Annotated in this window: 24 protein-coding genes; 15 read left to right on the plus strand and 9 right to left on the minus strand. The window is 59.7% G+C overall.

All coding sequences use genetic code 11. From position 1 onward, the window contains the following. Nucleotides 1-12: 12 nt before the first annotated feature. From Q0837_RS14240 to Q0837_RS14250, 3 genes are all read left to right on the plus strand, one after another. Complete coding sequence (locus Q0837_RS14240; RefSeq protein WP_298470459.1) at nt 13-1,326, plus strand: SRPBCC family protein; 1,314 nt, start codon at nt 13-15, stop codon at nt 1,324-1,326. A 223-nt stretch (nt 1,327-1,549) separates the two neighbouring features. After that, entirely contained in the window at nt 1,550-3,973 is a 2,424-nt protein-coding gene (locus Q0837_RS14245; RefSeq protein WP_298470461.1) for a TonB-dependent receptor, read from the plus strand. A 136-nt stretch (nt 3,974-4,109) separates the two neighbouring features. Then, entirely contained in the window at nt 4,110-5,333 is a 1,224-nt protein-coding gene (locus tag Q0837_RS14250; RefSeq protein WP_298470463.1) for an aromatic ring-hydroxylating dioxygenase subunit alpha, read from the plus strand. Between the two features lie 3 nt (nt 5,334-5,336). On the opposite strand, the gene Q0837_RS14255 is transcribed toward Q0837_RS14250, so the two are convergent. Together Q0837_RS14255 and Q0837_RS14260 are read right to left on the minus strand one after the other, a co-directional pair. Then, nucleotides 5,337-5,801: a nuclear transport factor 2 family protein gene (locus tag Q0837_RS14255; protein WP_298470465.1), complete on the minus strand. Its 465-nt coding sequence runs from the start codon at nt 5,799-5,801 to the stop codon at nt 5,337-5,339. 3 nt (nt 5,802-5,804) lie between these two features. After that, complete coding sequence (locus Q0837_RS14260) at nt 5,805-6,752, minus strand: SDR family oxidoreductase (RefSeq protein ID WP_298470467.1); 948 nt, start codon at nt 6,750-6,752, stop codon at nt 5,805-5,807. A gap of 128 nt (nt 6,753-6,880) precedes the next feature. On the opposite strand from Q0837_RS14260, the gene Q0837_RS14265 reads away from it, so the two are divergent. Then, nucleotides 6,881-7,882: an NADP-dependent oxidoreductase gene (locus tag Q0837_RS14265; protein ID WP_298470469.1), complete on the plus strand. Its 1,002-nt coding sequence runs from the start codon at nt 6,881-6,883 to the stop codon at nt 7,880-7,882. Next, nucleotides 7,879-8,418 carry a nuclear transport factor 2 family protein gene (locus tag Q0837_RS14270; RefSeq protein ID WP_298470471.1) on the plus strand — a complete coding sequence of 180 codons (540 nt, stop codon included), beginning with the start codon at nt 7,879-7,881 and terminating at the stop codon, nt 8,416-8,418. The genes Q0837_RS14265 and Q0837_RS14270 overlap by 4 nt, the downstream gene beginning before the upstream one ends. On the opposite strand, the gene Q0837_RS14275 is transcribed toward Q0837_RS14270, so the two are convergent. Beyond that, nucleotides 8,415-8,831: a PaaI family thioesterase gene (locus Q0837_RS14275; RefSeq protein WP_298470472.1), complete on the minus strand. Its 417-nt coding sequence runs from the start codon at nt 8,829-8,831 to the stop codon at nt 8,415-8,417. The two genes, Q0837_RS14270 and Q0837_RS14275, sit on opposite strands and share 4 nt — an antisense overlap. 88 nt (nt 8,832-8,919) lie before the next feature. Between Q0837_RS14275 and Q0837_RS14280 the strand changes: the two genes are divergently transcribed. Continuing rightward, complete coding sequence (locus tag Q0837_RS14280; protein WP_298470473.1) at nt 8,920-10,509, plus strand: fatty acid--CoA ligase; 1,590 nt, start codon at nt 8,920-8,922, stop codon at nt 10,507-10,509. Between the two features lies 1 nt (nt 10,510). Next, complete coding sequence (locus tag Q0837_RS14285) at nt 10,511-11,041, plus strand: VOC family protein (RefSeq protein ID WP_298470475.1); 531 nt, start codon at nt 10,511-10,513, stop codon at nt 11,039-11,041. A gap of 1 nt (nt 11,042) precedes the next feature. Here Q0837_RS14285 and Q0837_RS14290 read toward each other — a convergent pair whose 3' ends face one another. Both Q0837_RS14290 and Q0837_RS14295 read right to left on the minus strand, forming a co-directional pair. Further along, nucleotides 11,043-11,423 carry a hypothetical protein gene (locus Q0837_RS14290; RefSeq protein ID WP_298470477.1) on the minus strand — a complete coding sequence of 127 codons (381 nt, stop codon included), beginning with the start codon at nt 11,421-11,423 and terminating at the stop codon, nt 11,043-11,045. Then, nucleotides 11,420-11,959 (minus strand): hypothetical protein, encoded by a 540-nt coding sequence (locus tag Q0837_RS14295; protein ID WP_298470479.1) that lies wholly within the window; start codon nt 11,957-11,959, stop codon nt 11,420-11,422. Before Q0837_RS14295 ends, Q0837_RS14290 begins: the two co-directional genes overlap by 4 nt. 120 nt (nt 11,960-12,079) lie before the next feature. Here Q0837_RS14295 and Q0837_RS14300 point away from each other — a divergent pair, with 120 nt between their 5' ends. Continuing rightward, nucleotides 12,080-12,433 (plus strand): nuclear transport factor 2 family protein, encoded by a 354-nt coding sequence (locus Q0837_RS14300; protein WP_298470481.1) that lies wholly within the window; start codon nt 12,080-12,082, stop codon nt 12,431-12,433. Nucleotides 12,434-12,440: 7 nt separating this feature from the next. On the opposite strand, the gene Q0837_RS14305 is transcribed toward Q0837_RS14300, so the two are convergent. Further along, on the minus strand, nt 12,441-12,965 hold the full coding sequence (locus Q0837_RS14305; protein ID WP_298470483.1) for a nuclear transport factor 2 family protein: 525 nt from the start codon (nt 12,963-12,965) through the stop codon (nt 12,441-12,443). 89 nt (nt 12,966-13,054) lie between these two features. Here Q0837_RS14305 and Q0837_RS14310 point away from each other — a divergent pair, with 89 nt between their 5' ends. Then, complete coding sequence (locus tag Q0837_RS14310) at nt 13,055-14,335, plus strand: cytochrome P450 (protein ID WP_298470485.1); 1,281 nt, start codon at nt 13,055-13,057, stop codon at nt 14,333-14,335. 108 nt (nt 14,336-14,443) lie between these two features. Here the strand turns inward: Q0837_RS14310 and Q0837_RS14315 are convergent, their stop codons facing one another. After that, nucleotides 14,444-16,063, minus strand: coding sequence for an FAD-dependent oxidoreductase (locus tag Q0837_RS14315; protein WP_298470487.1), 1,620 nt, complete (start codon nt 16,061-16,063; stop codon nt 14,444-14,446). A gap of 103 nt (nt 16,064-16,166) precedes the next feature. On the opposite strand from Q0837_RS14315, the gene Q0837_RS14320 reads away from it, so the two are divergent. Both Q0837_RS14320 and Q0837_RS14325 read left to right on the plus strand, forming a co-directional pair. Beyond that, entirely contained in the window at nt 16,167-16,955 is a 789-nt protein-coding gene (locus Q0837_RS14320; RefSeq protein WP_298470489.1) for an SDR family NAD(P)-dependent oxidoreductase, read from the plus strand. Nucleotides 16,956-16,967: 12 nt separating this feature from the next. Beyond that, on the plus strand, nt 16,968-17,246 hold the full coding sequence (locus tag Q0837_RS14325) for a ribosomal protein L7/L12 (protein WP_298470491.1): 279 nt from the start codon (nt 16,968-16,970) through the stop codon (nt 17,244-17,246). Here Q0837_RS14325 and Q0837_RS14330 read toward each other — a convergent pair. Then, the gene (locus Q0837_RS14330; RefSeq protein ID WP_298470493.1) at nt 17,243-18,055 is read right to left on the minus strand and encodes an SDR family NAD(P)-dependent oxidoreductase; all 813 of its coding nucleotides are present in this window, start codon (nt 18,053-18,055) and stop codon (nt 17,243-17,245) included. The genes Q0837_RS14325 and Q0837_RS14330 overlap by 4 nt on opposite strands. 128 nt (nt 18,056-18,183) lie before the next feature. Between Q0837_RS14330 and Q0837_RS14335 the strand changes: the two genes are divergently transcribed. From Q0837_RS14335 to Q0837_RS14345, 3 genes are read left to right on the plus strand one after another with little or no spacing between them, the layout of a single operon-like run. Then, on the plus strand, nt 18,184-18,603 hold the full coding sequence (locus Q0837_RS14335) for a nuclear transport factor 2 family protein (protein ID WP_298470495.1): 420 nt from the start codon (nt 18,184-18,186) through the stop codon (nt 18,601-18,603). Next, nucleotides 18,603-18,944: a putative quinol monooxygenase gene (locus Q0837_RS14340; protein WP_298470497.1), complete on the plus strand. Its 342-nt coding sequence runs from the start codon at nt 18,603-18,605 to the stop codon at nt 18,942-18,944. The genes Q0837_RS14335 and Q0837_RS14340 overlap by 1 nt, the downstream gene beginning before the upstream one ends. A 9-nt stretch (nt 18,945-18,953) precedes the next feature. Further along, nucleotides 18,954-19,463, plus strand: coding sequence for a molybdenum cofactor guanylyltransferase (locus tag Q0837_RS14345; protein WP_298470499.1), 510 nt, complete (start codon nt 18,954-18,956; stop codon nt 19,461-19,463). On the opposite strand, the gene Q0837_RS14350 is transcribed toward Q0837_RS14345, so the two are convergent. Further along, nucleotides 19,460-20,461, minus strand: coding sequence for an NADP-dependent oxidoreductase (locus tag Q0837_RS14350; RefSeq protein ID WP_298470501.1), 1,002 nt, complete (start codon nt 20,459-20,461; stop codon nt 19,460-19,462). The two genes, Q0837_RS14345 and Q0837_RS14350, sit on opposite strands and share 4 nt — an antisense overlap. Before the next feature lie 215 nt (nt 20,462-20,676). Between Q0837_RS14350 and Q0837_RS14355 the strand changes: the two genes are divergently transcribed. Further along, on the plus strand, nt 20,677-22,827 hold the full coding sequence (locus Q0837_RS14355; RefSeq protein ID WP_298470503.1) for a molybdopterin-dependent oxidoreductase: 2,151 nt from the start codon (nt 20,677-20,679) through the stop codon (nt 22,825-22,827). Nucleotides 22,828-22,836: the final 9 nt, after the last annotated feature.

Raw genomic sequence — 22,836 nt, forward strand, 5'->3', positions numbered from 1 at the left:
GGGAGATGAGCGATGATCAGTGAAGAAGAAGTCGCACAGCTGCGAGCGCTGATGGATTGGGAAGGCAGCCGAACTGCGCCTCCGTATGGCTTTCCCAAGCTGCCCGACATGCCCGCTGCGCGCTACACCTCGCCAGAATATTTCGCGCTCGAACGCGAGCATATCTTCCGCAAAAGTTGGCTGTTTGCAGGCCATATTGACGAAATCCCGGAACCGGGCTGCTACATGCGCTGGCACAATGCTGGCGATCCGATTGTCATCGTGCACGGTATGGATGGCGAAATTCGCGCGTTCTATAACACCTGCCGCCATCGCGGCGCGCCGGTTGTGACAGAGGATTTCGGTAAGTCGTCGCGCCTGATGTGCGGCTATCACAATTGGACCTACAAGACCGATGGCTCGCTGGTCGGCGTGCCTGAGAAGCAGGATTTTCCGCCTGATTTCGATTTGTCGTGCCGGGGTCTGTTGCCGGTGCGGTGTGAAATGCTCGGCAACGTTATCTTTGTGAACTTCGACGCTGACGCCATGCCGCTGACGCAGTGGCTCGGGCCGTTGATGCGCGAGTGGGACGAGTTCGCCTTCGACAAAGTGAAACTGGCCGCGCGTCATTCGTTCGAACTGAATTGCAACTGGAAGGTCGCGATGGAGGCCAACATGGAAGTCTACCATGTTCCCTTCATTCATCCCGAAACGGTCGCGCCACTCGTCGATAGCAAACGCAATCTCAACACGATGTATCCGAACGGCCATGCCCGAATGCTGGCGCCGCCGCCGCGCACGACCGATCGCGAACATGTTCGCGCAGTCGACAGCCCGCCCGAATGGCAACAGATTGAGACTGTTGGCGAGTTGGGGCGGACGCATACGCAGAGCTACACGCTCTTCCCGAACTGGGTTTCGCCGCTCTCCAACTATTTCGTGCCACCCTTGCTGTTCTGGCCGACTTCATTGAACACCACACGGCTTGAACTGGTGACGATGGCGCTCGACTGGGGCGATGGGCCAGCGCCCGATCTATGGACCGTACCTGATAGCACTCAGTCCAACGGTCGCCAGATGAGCCCAATCATCCTGGAAGACACGCAGTTCGGCGAGGCGATCCAGCAATCGATGCAAAGCTCCGCTTTTCAAAGCGTACCGCTGTCCTACCAGGAAGCCCGCATCTACTCGTTCCACCAATCCTGTGATCGCATGATTGGCATCAACAAGGTGCCCGAAGAATTGCGAGTCGATCCTGTGATCGGTGAGGAGTGGGTCTGGCCGAACGATCCGCGCGTTACGCAGATGGAAGCAGGCGAAGGAGTGGGCCGCGAAGCCGCCGAGTAATCGCGCTGCAACGCACAATTACGCTACGGAAAAGCTGTTTTCCCGCAATCATGTGGCGATAATACCTCACTTTGTCGCACTTCCTAGCGCTTTTGCTAGATGAGCACTGAATCCCTCCCCCATACACATTGAGGCATACCGGAAGGCGCTTTCACGAAGCGCCAGCTGGGTTGGGGAATACGGGCGCTCGACCCGAGTCGAGGCTCGAAAGGGAGAGAGCAATATGACGAGACTTCACACCCGCAATGCCGCTGGCACTCGCGTACTGCGCCGGGCCCTGCTCGGCAGCGCCGCTGCTGCAACGATGATCGGCATGCCCAGCATCGCATCGGCGCAGGACAACGAAGTTGCAGAGGGCGCAGACAGTAACGAACGCGTTATTATCGTGCAGGCGCGGCGTCAGGATGAGACGCTTCAGGAAGTGCCCGTTACGGTCACCGCGATCGGCGGCGAAACTCTTGAACGTTACGGGGTCGATCAGGTCGCGGACGTGGTCAGCCGCGTCCCGTCATTGAATGTCCAGGTTGGCGGGTCTGGCTCCGGCGGGCAACTAAGCCTTCGCGGCGTGGGCTCGTCGAACATCTCGTCTTCCTTCGATTCTGCGGTCGCGTTCGACTTTGACGGCGTGCAAGTCTCAAGCATGCGCCTCGTCCAGGCCGGTTTCTTCGACACCCAGCAAATTGACGTTCTGAAGGGGCCGCAATCGCTCTTCTTCGGTAAATCGGCATCCGCAGGCGTCTTTGCCATCCGGTCAGCCGATCCGACGCCAGATTGGGAGATCGGCGGAAGCGCTCAATATGAATTTGAGGAAAAGGGCTACACGGTAGGCGGCTATATCTCCGGCCCGATTACCGACAATCTGGGCATCCGCATCGCGGCGCAATACAACGATATTGACGAATTCCTGTTGCTTGAGCCTGGAACACCCACCGTTCACGGCGACGCTCGTTCTGCGAAGAATTTTGTGGGCCGTGTAACGCTCGCTTACGACGACAATGACCGGTTCGATGCGAACCTCAAATTGCAATATGTCCGCAACGAGAATGACGGCGCGATCAGTCATGGCGACATTTCTTGCGGCGCGAACGGCGTGGCTGATGACATCGTGCTGCTGGGCGGCGGGCTGATCATCAATCCCGGGTATGATTGCAACGCCTTCGACCAGCGGCAGTTCTTGCCCGACGCAGCTGCTGCTGTTTCGGCATCGATCCCGACCCCATCCTTGGCGGCGGGTCGCAACGGGGTGCCATTCGGCGAAACCGACATCATGTTCGGGCGCTTGCTTTGGAACCTGGATCTCAGCGATTCGCTGACATTGACCTCAACGACCGGGCTGTTGAGCCTCGATGCGACCGACTATGATTGCTATTCCTATGGCGGCATCTTCGCCCCTGGCGTCCCAGCTGGCGTCGGATGTTCTGATCCGAACAACAAGCTCGATCAGTTCAGTCAGGAACTCCGCCTGACATCTGATCTCGACGGCCCGTTCAATTTCATGGTCGGCGCATTTTATGAAACCCGCGACTTCCTGTTTGACACGGCAGAGCTCGCGGCGAATATCGCGTTCGTCGCTCCTGACCCCATCACGGGCTTTACGACCGACTACGATCGGCGGCATGAAACCGAAACCGAAGCGGTCTCGTTCTTTGGTAGTGTCATCTTCGACATAACCGATGATCTCGAGCTATCAGGCGGCATTCGCTACACTGACGAGAACAAGACGCAGCGCATCAGTCTTCCGTTTGTGCATGCGTTCCTTTCAGGCGGCGGCGCCTTCCTCTCATCCGGCTTTTTCTCAGGCCCGATCGATTTCCAGGATGACAACATCTCACCGGAAGTGACGTTGCGCTATCAGGCGGCTGACGACATCAACATCTTCGCGTCATACAAGACTGGCTTCAAATCCGGCGGCGTTGACAACTCCGCCCTGCCAACCGCCAGCCTCGGCGCGGCAGCGGCTGCTGGCGATTTCAGCGCTCTGATCTTTGAATCGGAGACGGCCGAAGGTGGCGAGATCGGGATCAAATCACAGTTCAGTGATCGCACTCTGACGCTCAACGCGACGGCCTATTACTACGTGTTCGACAACCTGCAGGTTCAGAACTTTGACGCGGTCGCGATCCAGTTTTCGACCTTGAACGCTGGTGAAGTGACCACCGCTGGTGTCGATCTTGAATGGAGATGGCGGACGCCGGTCGATGGTCTCAGCCTGTCGGGCAACGTCGCGTATCTGGATGCGGAGTTCAGTGACACGTTTGTGACCGAGCAGGGCTTCGACCTCGATGGTCGTCAGGCGTCACGCGCACCAACATGGTCGGGCAACGCCGCATTCGACTGGTTCATCCCGGTTGGCGATTCGCTGGAGTTCGGTCTGAACGGTAACGTCGTTTATTCGGGCAGCTACTTCACCGACGAATCCACACCGACCGATTTCCGTCAGGACAGCTACGTCACGTTTGACGCGGCTGTTTCGATTGGCGATCCCGATGGGAAGTGGACGCTGTCGGTCGTAGGCAACAACCTCGCTGATGAAATCTGGGTCAACACTTCGGGTGGACGGCCATTCCTTCCCGCGGGCGGTGACGACCTCGTGCTGACGCAGAACCGTGGCCGTCAGGTGTTCGCCGAAGTCCGCTTCAAGTTCTAAAGGCGCCTGCCTTTGACAGCAGAGGGGGCGGGCCGGTTGGTCCGCCCCTTCTTCTTGGGGTCTGGCAAAATTGACCATTGCCGCAGGGGTGCGGGCAGGCGCATTCTTGGACCAAGAATTCGATGGGAGACACGAGATGTCACGCGAAGAACTGATCACCATGACCCGCAGCCTGATTGCGCATGGCGAAGCGGATACGATGGAATTGGCGGACGAAGTTGTGCGCGTACCGGCCAGCGCCTACACCGATCCGGAACTGTTCGAGCTGGAGAAAAAGAACATCTTCCGGCGCCTGCCTCTGATGGTCGCGCCTTCGTGCGAGCTGCCCGAGCCGGGTGACTACAAGGCGATGGACATTTGCGGCGTGCCGCTGCTGCTGTCGCGGCAGAAAGACGGCGAAGTCATCGCCTATCTCAACATGTGCACCCATCGCGGCAACCCGCTGGCGAGCGGAACCGGCAATGCCAGTCGTTTCACGTGTGGCTACCACGGTTGGACCTTTAAACAGAATGGCGCGCTCTTGGGTGTGGCATCTCCTCAGGATTTTGGCGCGATCGACAAAGCCGCGCACTGCCTGCACCGTTTTCCGGTTTACGAAAGTGCAGGTCTGATCTGGGCCACGCTCGACCCCAAATCGCAGCTGTCGATCCCGGACTATCTCGGCGGGTACGAGAATTTGCTCGACGCGTTCGGGTTCAAGGACTGGACCCTGTTCGCGCAGCGCACCTTGTCCGGGCCAAACTGGAAGACAGCCTATGATGGCTATCTCGATTTCTACCACCTGCCAGTGCTGCACAAGGACACGTTCGGGGCGGACTTCTTCAACCGCGCCAACTACTTCTTCTGGGGCCCGCATCAGCGGCTCTCCAGCCCATCAAAATTCGCGCAGAAGACAGGCAGCGACGAGATGCTGGACCTGTCGCAAATGTCCGATGACGAACTGCCCGATGATGCGCTGACCCAGGGCGTGTGGACAATCTTCCCGCACATCTCGATCGCAAGTTTCTATGGCGGCGGGCAGCGCGGGGCGATGATCAGCCAGTTGTTCCCTGGCGACACGGTCGGCGAAAGCTACACCACGCAGTTTTATGTGATGGAGAACCAGCCCGAAACCGAGGCGGACGTGAAATCAGCGCACGAGCAATTCGACTTCCTCGAGGTCGTGGTGCGCGACGAAGACTACGCCACCGGCAAACGCCAGCACGAAGCCTTGCAATCAGGGCTGCTGCCCGAAGTGCTGTTCGGCAAGAATGAGCGCGGCGGACAGGTCTTCCACCAATGGGTCGAAAAGCTGATCAATGCGTCGGACGGCGACCTGCTGGACCTGTTCGCACCCGAGCAGCGCGAGGCCGCAGGGTAAGACTTAGAACACGAAGGGCTTCGCCACTTCGCTCGGCCCATTCGCAGTAGGATTGTCATTCAGTACAAGCTCAACCAGAGCTGTATCGAAAAACTCGTGCAGCTCTGATATCTTGCCTCCGCGAATGGTCATGATCTGACAGTATGTCTGCGCGTATTCGTGACCGTTCGTGCCTATGCCTCCGCCTTTCATGAGGCCGACTACACGATTGTCATCGGCGCACATGATCCGCCATTCGCGGGAGAACTGAATCGTCTCCGGCTGGAGTTTGCCGATCACTCCATCGGCGACCACCGGGCCAAAACACACATCCTTGCCTTCCCAACGCCCAGAGACCGGTGTGCTGCCAACTAGATTGAACACCACATCGTCGCTGTGCAGTTCGGCCAGTGCAGCGAAATCACCGACTTCCAGCGCCCGGTAAAAAGCTTCACCAATGGCGATGTTTGCGTCGCGGAGGGCGCTCATGATTCAACCAAACGCAGGCCGGAAGTTGCTTTCGCCCCAATCCTGCCGCTTGGTCCACGTGCCGAGGTCCTCCAGCTTGCCATCCAGTTCGGGGAAGCGTTCGTAAACGTGATCCATGTCCACCTTAAACGGCCGCGTCGGCGCTTCGTTGTTGTACTCGTAAAACGCCTGAATGCCCTTGGCGAACTCCTCGCGCATTTCCTCCGGCATCGTGTCACCCGCAGCCTCGACCAGATACCGGCCAAACTCTTCCGGCGTGCACGGGTCGTAGGCGATTTCCTTGTCGAGCGCGGCGGATAGGTACTTGGTGACCTGCTTGCCAACCAGCCGCTCCGGCCCGCCGATGTTGAGCCATGCGCCCTCCATGTCGGGGCGTTCAAGACTTGCGAGCATGAACTTCGCCACGTCATCCAGGCTGATCCAGTTCGCCTCAAGCTCGGGGTTGTGCGGGTACACATAGCGCCCTTCATTGACGATGAAGGGCCGCGCCCAATTGGTCAGGAGATTGTCCATAAACAGCACGCTGCCGAACACCGTTCCGGGGCAACCTGAGCGCCACAATGCGTTGATGCCTTGCGTGTTACCCGCATAGGTGAACGGATCGCCGGGCTTGTCGGGAATCCAGCTCGATGTGTTCCACACCAGCCGCTTCACATCCAGCTCGGCAGCAGCCTTGCCTAGGTCGCCCACCAGCACAGCGCGATCAGCACGAGCCTGCAAGGGATGCGTGTAGAAAACGTAATCCGATCCTTCGAGCGCGTCCTTGAAGGTCGCGGGATCATACAGGTCCATCGGGCGCACTTCGACACGCTCGACCCCGTCAATCTTGGCACCTCCAAACGGGTCTTCCTGCCGCGAGATCGCGCGCACGTCATAGCCCGCTTTCAGAGCCTGCCGAACCTGCGCCATGCCCTGCCGCCCGCTCGATCCAATCACTGTTATGAGTGCCATTGTCTCTCTCCTGTGTTCTTTGAGAAAAGACTAGGTTTCGTACCCGCGGCATGCACCGCGCCAAAGTGATAGCGCCCTAGCGAAATCGCCGATTGCCGTAGCGGCGCATGGTCCGGACAAGGCTTGATATGAACAACCAATTCTGGCGCATCGAACGCCGACCGGAAGGGACCGATTTCGCAGGCGCACTGGCGCTGGTCCAAGAGCCATTGCCTGAACTTGCCGATGGCGAAATCCGCATCAGCAACGCGATGCTTTCAATGGATGCTGGCACGCGGCTGTGGCTGACAGACCGCGAAGACGGCTACCAACCGCCTCTGCCCGTCGGCGCGCCAATGACCGGCTTGGTTGTTGGAGAAGTTGTCGGCTCAAAGGCCGAAGGATTTTCCGAAGGTGATCTTGTGCGCGCTTTTGGCGTCTGGGGCCAGATGAGCCAAGTCGATGCGATGATGTCAGGAGCAGTCAGGCTCGACCCAAGCGTCGATGACAAACGCGCATGGTTCGGCCCGCTTGGCATGAATGGGTGGACCGCGCTGTGGGGCATGGAACAGACCGGTGCAGCAAAACCAGGAGAACGCGTGCTGGTCTCCGCTGCTGCGGGCGCGACCGGAATCCTCGCGGTACAGATTGCCAAAATACTCGGTTGCGAAGCCTGGGGCATAGCGGGGGGCACCGAGAAATGCCGGTACCTGACCGAAGACCTCGGCATCGCCGGAGCAATCGACTACAAAGGCGGCGACGTCGGTAAACAGCTCGATAGCGCGGGCGGCTTTGATGTCTATTTCGACAATGTCGGCGGGCCGATCCTCGACGAGGTACTGATCCGCATGAGTCATTACGGGCGGATCGCGGTCTGCGGTTTGCTCGCTGATTATGGCTCGGGAAGCCGCACCTCACCGCAGGAATTCGACCAGGTGCTGATGCGCAGGTTGCGGGTGGAAGGGTTCTTCTCACCCGACTTCATGGATCAGGGCGAAAGGCTGACGGCACGGCTGCGCGAATGGGTAGATGCCGGCAAATTGCGAATGCCCTATGACGTAACGCGCGGCTTGGAAAACACGCTTGAGGCCTACGCAAAACTCTTCACCGGCAGCAATATCGGCAAGGTTATCGTGGAGTTGGAGACATGAATATGCGCCTCGAAGATCGCGCCGCCATCACCGATGTGATTGCCGCCTATGCCCATGCGATCGACCGCCGCCGCTGGGGCATGATGGAACATCTGTTTCATGACGATGCACAGTTTCAGTTTGGTGAGATCGTCGGCGACTGGCGTAGCTTTGTCGAACAAGCGCGTGCTCTGATCGACCCGTGCCTCGCGACCCAGCATCAGCTTGGACAGTTGCAGTTCGGTTTCGACGGGCCAGACACGTGCCACACCGAAACCTACATGACCGCGATGCACACTGTCCCGCCGGGTTTCCCGATGCCCGATGTGTTCCCGGACAAAGGCGTCATATACTCCGCGATTGTTGCGGGGCGTTACGTCGACAGGTTTGAAAAACGCGGCGGTGAGTGGCGCATTGCCCGGCGAACTGGACTGTATGATTGGCGCGAGTTTCGCGTGGTCGAAGGTGTCGATCTGTCTGACACGCCGGAGGGTGCCTCTGGCTATCACGACGAACGCGACCCTTCGACGCCAGTGGTCGCGCGCTGGCTCGGCTAAGTGCGCTTGATAGCGAACACTCCAGTCATCGTTGCTATCGGCTCCTGGCCGCGGCGAATTTCTCCCGACGTGTAAGCCGTGCGGCCGCCCAATCGATCAATTCGCACATGAGCCTCTAGCCAGTCTCCGAGCTTTGCGCCGTGGAGGTAATTCACGCCCAGAGTGATCGTAGACAGGCTCAAACGTGGGCGCTCCGCCTCATAGACCGCATGACTCAGGGCAACATCGGCGAATGTCGAGATCACCCCGCCATGCGCGGCGTCCTGATAATTTATGTGATGCGACTCGATCCGCAGGCCTACGATCTTCGGACCTTCGCCTTGCTCGCACAGAAAGTACGGCCCGCCATGATCGAGAAAGCCGGGTGAGAAGCCAGCCGGGACAAAGCCCTGTGGGATTGATGTTGGGTCCATGATCCAACTCTAAACCACAGCTGGCCGAAACGACGGCTATGAATTGTGCCAATGACACGCGCCGGACGCGAGCCTACGCTCCTGCGCCATGGCACAGGAAACAGAGCTAACCGCATCCTCTTTCTGCGACATCGTTCGCGAACATGCTCGGTTGCAGGGCGATATTGCGGCTTTCACCTTTGATGACGAGGTTATCACCTTTGCGGACCTCAACGCAGGCAGCAACCGCGTCGCGCATGCGCTGAGTGCACTGGGTGTGAGCAAGGGTGACCGAGTGTCGTACCTCGGGAAAAACCACCCGCTCTATTTCGAGGCGCTGCTGGGCGCGGCCAAGATCGGGGCAGTGATGACGCCGGTGAACTGGCGATTGGCCCCGCCCGAAGTCGCCTACATCCTCGGCAATTGCGAAGCACGTGTCATGTTCGTCGGCGAAGGCTTTACCGATGTTCTGGCGCAGGTTCGCAGCGAGACGCCCAAGGTCGAGCAGGTGATCGGCATCGACGCTCCGGATCATACCGGCACCGACTACCGGATCTGGCGCGATGGTTTCCCGGCCGATCCCGTGATGGATGATATCGGCCTCGATGACGATGCCTTGCAGCTCTACACTTCGGGCACCACCGGGCGACCAAAGGGTGCGGTGATCACCCACGGATCGATCCTGTCCAGCCGCGACCCGGCCTACGATGCCGAGATTCGCAAGTGGCAGGAGCCGGTCGAAGGCGACGTCACATTGCTGGCCATGCCGTGTTTTCATATCAGCGGGACCGGCACCGGGATCACCACCATGATTGCCGGGACCAACGCGATCGTATTGCCAGAATACGATCCGTCCAAGGCGCTGGACCTGATCGAGAATTTCAACATCTCGAAGATCTTCCTCGTGCCAGCTGCGATCCAGATCCTGCTCAATCACCCGCGCGTGAATGAGGTCGATTTCAGCCGCCTCAAATACATCACCTACGGCGCCTCACCGATCCCGCTCGAACTGATGAAACAGGCAATGGAGGTGCTCGGCTGCGGGTTTGTGCAGATGTACGGCATGACCGAGACCAGCGGCACCATTGTCGCGCTCGATCCTGAAGATCACGTGCCCGAAGGTTCGCCCAAGATGCGCAGTGTCGGCACGCCATTGCCCGGCGTTGAGGTGAAGATCATCGACGAAGAGGGCGAAGAGGTGCCCGCAAACATGGTTGGCGAAATCGCCACACGGTCGACCAAGAATATGCGTGGCTATTACAACAATCCGGGCGCCACCGAAGAAACGATCGATCCAGATGGCTGGCTGCGGACGGGGGACGCCGGGTATCTCGACGAGGACGGCTATCTCTACATCCACGACCGGGTGAAGGACATGATCATCTCGGGCGGCGAGAACGTCTATCCGGCGGAGGTTGAAAACGCGCTTTATGCCCATCCAAAAATCGCCGACGTGGCGGTGATTGGTGTGCCGCATGAGAAGTGGGGCGAGGCGGTAAAAGCCTGCGTAGTGCTGAAAGACGGCGAGGAACTCACCGAGGCGGAAATCATTGCTCATGCCCGCAAGCACATCGCCGGGTACAAATGCCCCAAATCGGTCGATTTCATCGAGGCCCTGCCGCGCAACCCCTCTGGCAAGATCCTGCGCCGTGAACTGCGCGCGCCCTATTGGGAGGGCAAGGACCGGGCGGTGAACTGAGATGGGTGCCGCCAGCCTTCCAATCCGTCAGGTTGCCTATTTCGTTCCCGATATCGACGCAGCCGCGCGCGCTCATTCCGCGAGCTTCGGGTCCGGCCCGTTCTTCACGCTGCGCCATATTCCGCTGACCCGCAGCATTTATCGCGGGACCGAGCAGCCGTTCGATCACTCATCCGCCTATGGCCAATGGGGCGATGTCATGATCGAATTTCTCCAGCAGCATAATTCCGATCCCAGCGCGTGCCACGATCTCTATCCGGTGGATTCCGGGCGACATGGCCTGCACCACACCGCTGTTTGGGTCGATGATCTGCAAGCCGCAATTGCCGAATTCGAAGCGGCAGAAATGCCGCTCGCGCAGCTATCGACCACCGAGTTCGGAACCGACTTCGCATTCGTCGATGCAAGCGCGACCCTTGGGCATATGATCGAGTTGTACGCAGGCGATGAGGGACTGCGCGGATTCTACGCAATGGTGAAAGACGCCGCGAAAGGATGGGACGGCAGCGAGCCCGTGCGCGAGCTCGGTTAGCTCACGCAGCCAATCCGGGCAGGTCGACCATCGCCGCACGGCACTCTGCATCGGCCAGCGCTGCAACCACGGACAGCGCGACATAACCCGGCTCACCAATCGCCCCGACCACTTGCGCGGCCTGTGCATCCGTGATCGCCGTATGCTCGAATGGGATCCGGCGGGCGTAAGCAACACAGATTTGCGTAGCTTCATCGTCAGACTGGACTGGCGCTGCGGAATCGCCAGGAGCAAACTCAAGGCCGTGAACCTGCGCAACCGCATGGCGGACCTGCGCTTTCAGAGCCTTGCCCAGCGCCTCATGCGCGGCATTGCGGAAGCCGGTATATTGCTCCGCGAAAGCAGGGTTGCCGGAAACAGCTTGTGCGACGGGGCCGTTCATTCTGCAGCCTCCCGCTCAGTCGGTGCGGGCGTCGGAAGCACTGTCCGCTCCATGACCTCCGGCTCCAGCCCCATAGTGATCAGCGCCTTCGCCAGTGCCAGGAACAAGGTGATCCCCATGCCTAGCTCCGCAATCTGCTCAGGACTGAGATGCTTTTGCAGCGCCGCTCGCGCATCGCCGGTCAGCAGGTCAGGATCGAAAATCAGCGCATCGGTAAATTTGAGCACGGCCTTCTCAGCATCGGTCAGTTTGTCGGAGGTCTCGTATCCATCGGTGATGTCGTCGACGATCTCTTCACCGAGTCCTTCACCCACCGCCTTGTCGAAGCGGACATTGCGGCAGAACCCGCACTCAGTGATGCGGGCATTGCGCATGCGAGCGACCTCTTTAAGCCGCGCAGACAGCACATCGGAATCCCAGAATGTGCCGTAAAGCTCAAAGAACCGCTCCGCCATCGCCGGATGGTGCATCAGCACCGAACCGAGATGAGCTGGTTCGCCGGGAATCGCGGAGGATGCGCGCGGGGTCGTCGACATAAGTCTTTCTCCTGTGCCGGGCAGGATACCCTAACCCGTTCGATGCGAGGCCTCGCGATTTTCGCAGGGGAGACCGCGCGCCGTCTCGTGCCATTCTCTTCGATGATAAAGGAGCACATTATGGCAGGCGAAGCACAGTGCGTGATCGAACAATTCTGGGCGATTCAAGACGAAGGTGACTACACGAAACTGGCTCCGTTGTTTGCCGAGGATGCGTTACTCGAAGATCCGATTTGGGGCCGATACAAGGGCCGCGATGCGATCCTTGGCTTTATGACCAAAATGGTCGGTGAAATGGGAGAACGTAAGATCCACTTCACTGTCGACGAGATCTGCGGAGACGATCACGCCGTATGGGCGCGCTGGACCATGCATTCACCGGAGGGATCGCGCGGTGGTGTGGGGATTTACAAGGTCGCGAACGGTCAGCTGACCTATTACCGCGACTACATGGACCCGCCCGCCGAAGAGTGATCCGAACTTAAAGCGGGCGGTAGAGAGGATGCCCGCTTTCGCTGATCTTGGCGGTCGGCAATGGAAAGTCGGGATTGGGCTCGAAACCCGGTTGATCCGTCAGGTCACTTTGCCAGTCCAGCAGGTAGGTGCGCGACGAAATCCGCCACTCGTCGCCACCTCCTGCATCCCGCTTTTCCCACTCATCGAGATAACGCCCACCATACAGATTGCCGGCCAGCGTCCCGTCCTCCTGCCGCTTCGAGCCTGCAAAAATGCCGTAGCATTCGCTGCTCGCAGATGTCGGCGACTGAAACGCGATCAGCGGTTGGGAGAGCATATGCCAGCGCCTGTCCGATCCGCGCTCAACCTCCATCACGATCGGCAGAAATTCCGCCGCTCGTCCTTTGAAAAAGCCGTAATCGACCTCAGCATCGGGCCAATAACAGCCTGATTGCGCATCATCATCGAGCCAGTCGAGCGTGCGCGAATATCGTTGGAGCACATCCCCAATTGCCTGCTTGTCGATGAGTTCCTGAAGTGCAGGGTCCATCGTGCCTCCTCTCCAATCCACTAATTGTGCAGCGCGAGTATCGCGACGATGTGCTGCGCGCGACATAGACAAATTCGGGAGTGCGGACGATGGCGACGCTTGAAGGCAGCAAAAACGACGTGAGCATCAACCTGTTCGATCCGGAAGTCCAGCAATGCCCGTATGACGCCTACAAACACCTGCGCGATGATGCCCCAGTCTACAATATTCCGGGCACTGAAATGTATGTCGTAAGCCGCTACGATCACGTGCGCGAAGTGTTGATGGAGCCGCAGCGTTTTCCCAGTTCCTCGGCCGACACACCTTTCCGGGCCAGCGCGGGCAATATCGAGCGCGGAGAGATGGTCGCGGCGCGTTTTGCGGAGAAAGGCTGGGTACCCGCCCCGACACTGAACGGGCGCGATGACCCGAACCACAAACAGATGCGTGCGATGTTCAACCAGGCGTTCAAACCGAGCCGGATCAAGGAAATCGATCCGCTGGTCGAGAACCTCGCTTACGATCTTATCGATGGGTTTGCGGCGGACGGGAATTGCGAATGGGTCAAGCAGTTCTGCGTCCCGCTGCCGCTGTTCATCATCGGCGAGCAGATGGGAGCGAAACCCGAGGATATGTGGCGGATCAAGCGCTGGACCGACGCCTTCTTCCAGCGCATCTCACTGATGCTCCCCGAAGATCAGCACATGGAAATGGTCGACCGCGAGATCGAGGCGCAGCAGTACTTCCAGCCGATATTCGAGCGGCTGCGTGAGCATCCCGACGACAGCCTGATCAGCGTTCTGGTCAACACCGTGATCGAGGAATGGGGCCGTCCGCTGACCGACAACGAACTCCACGCTGAAATGATGGCGGACACTTTTGTCGGCGGCAGCGAGACCACCACCAATGCCCTCGCTGCGGGAATGAAGCTGCTGATCGAAAACAAGGACGTCTGGCAACAGCTCAAATCCGATCCGGACAAGTATATGCGCACCTTCATCGAGGAAGTCGTGCGGCTGGAAAGCCCGGTGCAATCGCTGATGCGGTTTGTCGCTGAGGATACGGAACTGGCGGGGGTCGCAATCCCGGCAGGCGCGATGATCAATATCCGCTTCGCCGCCGCCAACCGCGATGAACGCGCGTTCGAATGTCCTGAGAAGCTCGATCTCGACCGGCCCAAGGCGGGCGGCCACATGGGCTTTGGTTCAGGCACGCATCACTGCCTCGGCGCGCCGTTAGCCCGGCGTGAGCTGATCTGGGGTTTCACCGCTGTAGTCGACCGGTTCGAGGACATGTGGTTCGCCGAGGGCAAGAATGATTTCACCTATCACCCGCACTTCCTGCTGCGTTCCTTGAAGGAACTGCATATCGAGTTTGAGGCCAAACGTTGAAGTTCGTCATTGCGAGCGTAGCGAAGCAATCCATCTCCTGCAGTTTCGCCCAGAAGCGAGGCCAGAAGATGGATTGCCGCGTCGCCTTCGGCTCCTCGCAATGACGAGTTAGCGGTTGGTTTTCGCCGCAGTCCGCCCCGCAATGTACCCAAACGTCAAAGCCGGGCCGAGCGTGCCGCCAGCACCCGCATAAATTCCGCCCGTCGGACATGCTATGGCGTTGCCCGCGCCGTACAGTCCGGCAATTGGCTCTCCATCATGGCCGAGGATTCGCGCTTGGCCATCGGTCCTCGCCCCGCCATTGGTTCCGAGCAGCCCCATGCGGATCTCGACAGCGTAGAACGGCGCGCGGGCAACCGGGCCGAGCGTAACCGCAGTTCCTTCGCGCGACCGGTCGCCATAGAAGTGATCGTAGGCGCTGGTGCCGCGCTCAAAATCGGGATCGCGACCCTCCTCGGTATGGGCGTTGAACCGCGCGACCGTCGCCGCCAAGGCACCCGGCAAGACGCCGATCTCCTCAGCCAGTTCCACCAAAGTCTCCGCTCGTGTCACCCACTCCGGCACCGGTTGGCCCGGCAGGCGCGGACCAATCGGATAGCGCTCCACATAATCCTCATCGAACACCAGCCATGCGGGCAGGTTCGGATAGTCGTATGTCTGCGGATCAAACTGGTGGAACGCGCCCGCCAGTGCGGAATAATTCGCCGCTTCGTTGCAGAACCGCTCACCCTTGCGATTGACCATCAGCGAATGCGGCACGGTGCGTTCGATCAGCACCGGCGCAGCGCGCTGTTCGCCATTGGGCCAAGGATTGTCTGGTATCACCAGTGTCGGCGCCCACCAACCTTGCGTCATATTGCCGAGCTTAGCACCGCTTTCCATCGCCAGCTTCAGCCCTTCGCCGCTGGCAGTGGGTGGACTCGCAGGCGCGTCCATTGGCCCACGCAGGAAGGTCTGGCGCTTGTCTTCATCCCATTCGAACCCACCAGTAGTGATTATAACCCCGCTGCGTGCATTCAGTTGGAAAGGCTGGCCGTCGCGAAGCCCTTCGATCCCGGTGACGCGGCCTTCGTCCTTCACCAATCGCTTGGTCTCGACATTCAGGATCGGTTCGATCCCGCGGTCGAGACAAGCCTTGAGCAACCGACCGATCATCGCCTGACCGAAGCCGCGTTCATTGTTTGCCATGCGCCGCTGCAGTTCTTCAGGAGGGACCACTCCGCTGCCCCCGCCCAAAGGTGTTTCGCGCAGCATCATCGGCTTGGGCTCTTCAATCGCCGTGATGCGCCCGGCCCAATCGCCCAACTCGCCCAATGCAAACAGATCATGGTCGAGCGCCCGCCCGCCTTCCGGCTTCGCGCCGGGTCGGTCGAGATAATAATCTGGGTACCCTTCGAGCAGAGCGACCTTCATCGCGCCCGCGTCTTCGAGGAATGCCAGCGCCTCAGGCCCGGTATCGACGAAAGCCTCCAGCGTCTCGTCCACCAGGTCGCCGTGGTCCAGCGCGCGGAAATAGGCGAGCGCCTCTTCGCGGCTGTCGGACATTCCGGCGGCGCGCTGACGCGGATTGTCCGGCACCCAGATCACACCACCCGAGATTGCTCCAGTGCCGCCGACACGATCAAACCGCTCGATCAGAGTAACTCCAGCCCCCGCCTCATGCGCGGCCAGCGCGGCGGTCATTCCAGCGGGACCACAACCAAGGATGATAATGTCTGTGTCGGTCATGCCGGGCATAAGGACGCTGCAAGCACTAAGCGGCAACTCGTCATTTTGGTTGGGTGCGCACGCTGCGACACGCCGCTAGGCATAGGTCAAAGGGAGACACGCCATGAAACTCGAAGGAAAAGTCGCAGCCATCACTGGGGGCACCGCAGGTCTTGGACGCGGGATTGCAGAGGCGTTCATGGCCGAAGGTGCGAAAGTCGCGCTGTTCGCGCGCAATCCGGAGAAAGGCGCGCGGGTCATTGAGGAATTGCGCGTCAATCGCCCCGGACCGGACAGGGCTATCTTTGTCGCGGGCGATGTGATGAACCAGTCGGACGTGGAAGGCTTCATCGACAAAACAATCGAGGAGTTCGGCACGCTCGACATTCTCGTCAACAATGCTGGCGGTGCAGGGGATCTCCAGCCGATGGTCGATCTGTCCGACGAAGCGTTCGACGAGGCGATGAAGTGGAATGTCTATTCCACCTTTTGGGCGACCCGCCGAGCATTGCCGGAAATGCTCAAGAAAGGCGATGGCCGCGTGATCAACATGTCGTCAATGGAGGGCAAGCACGGCAAGCCGGTCTTCACCGCCTACACCGCCGCCAAACATGCGGTGAACGGGATCACCAAATCGCTCGCGCGCGAAGTTGGCGAGGCCGGTGTGACAGTCAATTCGATCTGCCCCGGCCTCGTCGTCACCGACATCATCAAGAACAACGGCCCCGCCACTGCAAAAGCGATGGGGATGGAGTTCGACGAGATGATCACGATGTTCGCGCAGGAAGCCGCGATCAAGCGCCCCAACACGGTCGATGAAATTGCTGCGGTCGCGATGCTGCTCGCCAGCAAGGAGGGTGCAGGGATCACCGGCGCAATGATCAGCGTCGATGGCGGGACGGCGCAGTTTTAGCGTGTAGCCGTCATGGACGACATCAATTGGACCTTTGCAATTTGGACGCTGGCAGTGTTCGTCGCAGGCTACCTGTTCGCAGCGCGAATCTATCGCGCTCCATCCACGCCGCTCGACTTTGACAGATCGACCATTTCAAGCAGCGCCGCGCAGCAGATCGAGCAAGCACTCGGCCGCAACGCCAAGATTGAAGCGATCAAGATCCTGCGCGCCGATACGGGACTTGGCCTAAAAGACGCCAAAACCGTCATCGACACTTGGCAGTCCGAACAATCCGAGATCGGCTCCTAACCCTCTTGCATCTTCGCCATCGCCGCACCCACCGCAGCTTCAATGTCTTTTGCCTGCGGATTGCCTCGGATGGTCACTCCGCCATTGGGCTGGATATTCTGACCGGTGACAAAGGCGTGATCGGTGCACAGCCATAGACATGCATGCGCGACGTCATCCGACGTGTTCAGCCGACCCAGCGGATAGCGCGGTAGAAATGCATCGACGAGTCCGGGGGTCGCGAACGCACCTTCCGTCATCGGGCTTTCGGTGAAGGCTGGCGATACGCTGTTTGCCTTGATCCCGAGATGCCCGAAATCATTAGCAACGCATTCGATCATCGCCTCGCCCGCGCGCTTGGTGCCGATATAGGCCGCGTGATTGTTGATCAGCGCTTTGGTCGTCGCCGAGCTGAGCGAGATAAGCGATCCCCCGGTTGGCTCCTGTTCGCTCATCACTTTGACGAAGGCCTGCAGGAAGTGATGCACACCTTTGAACTGCAGATCGGTGATCTGGTCGAGCTGTTCTTCGGTTGTTTCGAGCAGGTTCGACAGCAACCCCCAGCCCGCGCAGTTGATCGCGGCGTCGACCCGCCCGAATTCCGCCTTGGCCTTCTGCGCCATAGCATGGACCTGACCGTGATCAGTGATGTCGCATAGCGCGTAGCTGCCGCCGATTTCGATGGCGAGTGCAGCGAGCGGCTCCTCGTGGCGTCCGGCAACCATGACCTTTGCGCCCTCGCTCGCGAAGAGACGAGCGATCACCTGCCCGATATTGCCCGCGCTCGCTGCACCAAGCACCACTGCACTTTTGCCTTGAAGCTGTCCCATCGTGATCTCCTCTGGTTTTGAAGGGTGGTTACACGTCGCGCGCCCTCTCCACCCTTCCCAAAAGTGTCCATTGTCCGCGCCTGCTCGCCGCACGATAGCCGCAGCATATTGATCAGGAGAAGAAAGCCATGTTCACAGGACCGATGGAGGATCGCCTTGCGATCCGCGAACTGCACGAGGTCTATGGCGATGGCGTCGTGCGCTTCGATGCCGAGACATGGGGATCGGTCTGGGCTGACGACGCAGACTGGGACTTCATGGGAATGAACCTGAAAGGGCGTGAGGCCATCGTGGAAATGTGGCTGGGCGCAATGTCCAACTTCGACGCCGTCAGTTTCAGCTGCGTTCCCGCTGCAATCGAAGTCGATGGGGACAAAGCCACATCGCGGGTGCAGACGCAGGAAGTTCTAAAGGGCAAAGACGGTTCCACACGGATGATCGGCGGCCTCTACATCGATGAGTTGGAAAAACGCGACGGCGCGTGGGTTTACACCAAGCGCGCGTTTCAGATCATCGCTGAATACAACCCCGCAGAGGAGACAGCCTGATGGCCAAGATCGTTATTGCCGCTCAGATCGATCTGCCCGCTGAAAAGCGGGAGGAAGCGCTGAAAACCGCGCAGCCCTTCATCGAGGGCGCGCTTTCGCAGGATGGATGTCTTCACTATGATTGGAGCGCCGACCTCAACAATCCCAAACGCGTAAACGTGTTCGAGGAATGGACGAGCGAAGAGGCGCTCGCCAGCCACTTCGCCAACAAGCATTATGCCGGTATGCTTGGCCACCTTGGCTCGTTCGGGATCGAGAACGCGGTCAGCAAGAAATATCGCGTCGATGCCGAAGGTCCAGTCTATAACGCAGAAGGTCAGGCGACCGAGGCGTTTGATTGAGGTAGCGCTTTGAGAATCCTGGGGGCCATCCTCGCAGGCGGTCAAGCGCGCCGGTTTGGCAGTGACAAGGCGCATGCCCTGTATGACGGCGTACGGCTGATCGACCGCGTGGCCGATGCGCTTGGGACGCAAACCACAGCGCTGATTGTATGTGGCCGTGAAGAGCCGGGTTTCGGATGCATCCCGGATCAGCCGGAGGCCGGGATCGGGCCTCTGGGCGGGCTCAACGCCGCGCTAGGTTTCGCGGAAACGCATGGCTTCATCCATGTCCTTTCCGCCGGAGTGGACGCGCCGAACATCCCTGCCGATCTGGCGGCGCAGCTGTCAGGCGAAGGCGCGGCAATCGTGGACAGCCAGCCGGTTGTTGGTCTGTGGCCGGTTACAATCGCAGCCGACCTTGTTGAGTTCATCGAGGACGGCAGGCGCTCGCTCTATCGCTTCGCCGATCATGTGAGTGCGCGGCGGATCACGCTCGACCCGCCGCTGCTCAATGTGAATCAGCCCGAAGACTTGCTCTAAAGTTTGAGCATCTGCTTTCCGCGGTTCTTGCCGACAAACAACCGCTTCAGGGTCTCTGGAGCGTTCTCAAAACCCTCCTGAATGTCCTCCTGATAGTTCAAGCGGCCATCCTGCACGAAGCCTTCAAGGCGCTTACGGATTGCAGGGAATTCTGCTGCCCAGTCGAGCACGATGAAACCAGCCATGCTCGCGCGGCGGAAAATCAGGTTGAAGTAGTTGCCCGGGCCGGTCGGTGTTCCGCCGGATTCATAGCGGCTGATACCGCCGCAGATCACAACACGCGCATTCGTCGCGATGTTAGCCAGCATATCGTCCAGGATCGCCCCGCCGACATTGTCGTAGATCACATCGACACCGCGCGGGCAGTGCTGCTTGATCTGCTCCTTCACGCCGCCCGCCTTGTAATCGATCGCGGCGTCGTAGCCCGCCTCTTCGACCAGCCATTTGCACTTCTCCGGCCCGCCCGCGATGCCAACGGCGCGGCACCCGGAGAGCTTTGCGAGTTGGCCAACCACGCTGCCCGTCGCGCCCGCCGCACCGGACACCAGCACGGTGTCGCCTGCGACTGGCTTGCCGATCTTGAACAGGCCACAATAGGCCGTCAGCCCAGTTGTCCCGAGCACCGAAAGCACCGCAGTTGGTGAGAGGGTGGTGTCGACTTTGGTCAGACCTTCGCCGTTGGAAACAAGATGCTCGCTCCACCCGGTCGTGCCAAACACCATGTCACCCACTGCGAACTTGCCGCCATTGCTCGAGACGACTTCGCAAATTCCGCTGCCGCGCATCACATCGCCAATGTTCATTGGTGCGACGTAATCAGCGATGTTCTCCATCCAGCCTTTCATCGCCGGATCGAAGCCAAGGTAATGCGTCTTGAGCAGCATCTCGCCCGCGCCCGGATCGGGAAGCTGGGTTTCGGCCAGCTTGAAATCGCCATCCTCGATCCCGCGTCCGCGTGGGTGACCATTCAAGAGCCATTGGCGAGTTGTGGTGGGCATGACTGTCTCTCCATCAAGAATACTCGTCATGCTGAACTTGTTTCAGCATCCATCAAGCCACCTTTTTGGCAGCCTTGGCGCAGGGGATGGACCCTGAAATGAATTCAGGGTGACGAACAGGCTAATGGGGCGCACGCAGCCTATCCTCCACGGACAAAAGTATCAGTCGCTGCATTCAGGCGCTGTGGTATCTCTACGCTCAAAGGAGAATCCCGATGGGTGTCGAAACTCACAAGACCTTCTGCCGCTTCTGCCACGCCAATTGCGCGATGGAGGTCGATGTCGAGACCACGCCGCGGGGACGCAAAGTGCTCGAGGTACGCGGCGATCCCGATGATCCGGCGTTCGGCGGCTACACCTGCCTAAAGGGGCGCGAACTTCCGGATTCCCACAACGCCGACCATCGCCTGCACCACTCGCTGGTGCGAGATGCGAATGGCGAATTCAAGGACACGAAGATGCCCGATGCGCTGGCCCATGTGGCCGGTGAGATTCGCCGCCTTATCGATGAGCATGGGCCCAATTCCGTCGCAGTGTTCATGGGATCGGGCGGATACCAGAACAGCGCCGCGATGGCCGCCTCGCTCAGCTTTGCGCAGGCCATCGGTACGCGCAATTTCTACACGTCGGTGACGCTCGATCAGCCAGCCAAGGTCTTCACCACCGCGCGCTATGGCAAGTGGATGGGCGGCATGAACACCTTTTCCGAAAGCGATGTTTCCCTGCTGGTGGGGAACAATCCGATCGTCTCGCACTATTCTCCGCCGGGCGGCGTCCCACCGTTCAGCCCCTCGCGCCGTATCCGCGATGCGAAAGAACGCGGGATGAAGGTGATCGTCGCCGACCCTCGCGAAAGCGACGTGGCGCGGCTCGCGGATATCTACCTACCGGTGAAGCCGGGGGAAGACCCCGCATTGCTCGCGGGCATGCTCAACGTGATCATTTCCGAAGAGCTTTACGACCGCAATTTCGTCGCCGCGCATGTCGACGGGTTCGAGGAACTGGCCGAGGCGGTAAAGGCGTTCACGCCTGATGTGGCCGCCGAGCGCGCCGGGGTCGACTCTGACCAATTGGTCGCGGCAGCGCGCATGTTTGCAGGCGGATCGAAGGGCTGCGCGGTCACGGGAACCGGGCCTGAAATGGCGGGCAATGGCACGCTGACCGAATATCTTGTCACTTGCCTCAACACCGTGTGCGCTCGGTTCAAGCAGGAAGGCGAAAAGGCCGCGATCCCCGGCGTCTTCACCAACATAAACGGGCCGCGCCGCGCTCAGGTTGGACCGGATGTGCCGATGTTTGGCGCGGAAGGCATGGCCAAGTCGCGCTTTCGAGGGCTTGGTCAGCTGGGTTTTGAGATGCCGTGCAATGTGCTGGCCGATGAAATCCTGACCCCCGGCGATGGACAGGTGCGTGCGCTGATCTCTGTCGGCGGTAATCCGGTGGTCGGCTTTCCCGATCAGGCAAAGATGACCCGCGCGCTCGATCATCTTGAAATGTTCGTCCAGATCGATCCGTGGATGAGCGCCAGTGCCAAGCGCGCCGATGTCGTTCTCGCGCCCTCGCAATGCCTTGAACGCGAAGACATCACCAACCTTTCCGAATGGTGGCACGAAGAAGCTTACGCCCGGTATGTCGAGGCCATCGCAACTCCGCCGGGCGATGTGATCGACGAATACGAGATGTTCTGGACGCTCGCGCATCACCTTGGCGTAACAATGGAGCTGGCTGGTGGACCGCTGCCGATGGATGAGAAGCCGTCGAAAGAGGCCTTCCTTGATCTGATGACCGCCGGATGCATTGTCCCGCCGAGCCAGGTTCGCAAGGACGCTCAGAAAGCAGGCGGCGCGGCGGTGGTCTATGAAGACAAGCATCCCGTTGTCGGACCTGTCGAAGAAAGTGAGCTCAACCGCTTTGGTCTAAATGTCGGCGACATGCCGGGTGAGCTGATACGTTATGCGAGCAACCCGACCGCGCGTGCAGGCTATGGATTCAAACTGATCAGCCGCCGGTCAAAGACTCGGTTCAACTCGATCGGTCACCCACTCAAGAAGCTGCAGGAAAAGACGACGACCAACCCGGCCTATATCCACCCAGATGATATGGCACAGCTGGGACTGGAGGAAGGCGGGATAGTCGAGATCACATCACCGCATGCGACCATTCATGGCGTGGTGAAAGCCAGCGACAAGGTGCGCCGGGGTCTGGTTTCCATGGCGCATGCCTATGGCGATGCCGATGCGTCGAAAGAGGACGTGCGGACACGTGGTTCCTCGACCAACCGTCTGACCAGCGAAGTCGTCGATTTCGATCCGATCACCGGGCAGAGCCTGCAAAGCGCGATCCCGGTGAAACTGGTCGCTGCCTGATTTCATATC

Source organism: uncultured Erythrobacter sp. (genome assembly GCF_947499705.1).
Taxonomy (GTDB): Bacteria; Pseudomonadota; Alphaproteobacteria; order Sphingomonadales; family Sphingomonadaceae; genus Erythrobacter.

Bases quoted from the DNA above. Each gene is read 5' to 3' on its own strand.
- Q0837_RS14250 (WP_298470463.1), top strand. From the start codon at position 4,110: ATGTCACGCGAAGAACTGATCACCATGACCCGCAGCCTGATTGCGCAT.
- Q0837_RS14320 (WP_298470489.1), top strand. From the start codon at position 16,167: ATGAAACTCGAAGGAAAAGTCGCAGCCATCACTGGGGGCACCGCAGGT.
- Q0837_RS14340 (WP_298470497.1), top strand. From the start codon at position 18,603: ATGGCCAAGATCGTTATTGCCGCTCAGATCGATCTGCCCGCTGAAAAG.
- Q0837_RS14290 (WP_298470477.1), bottom strand. From the start codon at position 11,423: ATGAACGGCCCCGTCGCACAAGCTGTTTCCGGCAACCCTGCTTTCGCG.
- Q0837_RS14280 (WP_298470473.1), top strand. From the start codon at position 8,920: ATGGCACAGGAAACAGAGCTAACCGCATCCTCTTTCTGCGACATCGTT.
- Q0837_RS14265 (WP_298470469.1), top strand. From the start codon at position 6,881: ATGAACAACCAATTCTGGCGCATCGAACGCCGACCGGAAGGGACCGAT.
- Q0837_RS14300 (WP_298470481.1), top strand. From the start codon at position 12,080: ATGGCAGGCGAAGCACAGTGCGTGATCGAACAATTCTGGGCGATTCAA.
- Q0837_RS14315 (WP_298470487.1), bottom strand. From the start codon at position 16,063: ATGACCGACACAGACATTATCATCCTTGGTTGTGGTCCCGCTGGAATG.
- Q0837_RS14350 (WP_298470501.1), bottom strand. From the start codon at position 20,461: ATGCCCACCACAACTCGCCAATGGCTCTTGAATGGTCACCCACGCGGA.
- Q0837_RS14325 (WP_298470491.1), top strand. From the start codon at position 16,968: ATGGACGACATCAATTGGACCTTTGCAATTTGGACGCTGGCAGTGTTC.
- Q0837_RS14330 (WP_298470493.1), bottom strand. From the start codon at position 18,055: ATGGGACAGCTTCAAGGCAAAAGTGCAGTGGTGCTTGGTGCAGCGAGC.
- Q0837_RS14260 (WP_298470467.1), bottom strand. From the start codon at position 6,752: ATGGCACTCATAACAGTGATTGGATCGAGCGGGCGGCAGGGCATGGCG.
- Q0837_RS14245 (WP_298470461.1), top strand. From the start codon at position 1,550: ATGACGAGACTTCACACCCGCAATGCCGCTGGCACTCGCGTACTGCGC.
- Q0837_RS14240 (WP_298470459.1), top strand. From the start codon at position 13: ATGATCAGTGAAGAAGAAGTCGCACAGCTGCGAGCGCTGATGGATTGG.
- Q0837_RS14335 (WP_298470495.1), top strand. From the start codon at position 18,184: ATGTTCACAGGACCGATGGAGGATCGCCTTGCGATCCGCGAACTGCAC.
- Q0837_RS14305 (WP_298470483.1), bottom strand. From the start codon at position 12,965: ATGGACCCTGCACTTCAGGAACTCATCGACAAGCAGGCAATTGGGGAT.
- Q0837_RS14310 (WP_298470485.1), top strand. From the start codon at position 13,055: ATGGCGACGCTTGAAGGCAGCAAAAACGACGTGAGCATCAACCTGTTC.
- Q0837_RS14285 (WP_298470475.1), top strand. From the start codon at position 10,511: ATGGGTGCCGCCAGCCTTCCAATCCGTCAGGTTGCCTATTTCGTTCCC.
- Q0837_RS14255 (WP_298470465.1), bottom strand. From the start codon at position 5,801: ATGAGCGCCCTCCGCGACGCAAACATCGCCATTGGTGAAGCTTTTTAC.
- Q0837_RS14295 (WP_298470479.1), bottom strand. From the start codon at position 11,959: ATGTCGACGACCCCGCGCGCATCCTCCGCGATTCCCGGCGAACCAGCT.
- Q0837_RS14355 (WP_298470503.1), top strand. From the start codon at position 20,677: ATGGGTGTCGAAACTCACAAGACCTTCTGCCGCTTCTGCCACGCCAAT.
- Q0837_RS14275 (WP_298470472.1), bottom strand. From the start codon at position 8,831: ATGGACCCAACATCAATCCCACAGGGCTTTGTCCCGGCTGGCTTCTCA.
- Q0837_RS14270 (WP_298470471.1), top strand. From the start codon at position 7,879: ATGAATATGCGCCTCGAAGATCGCGCCGCCATCACCGATGTGATTGCC.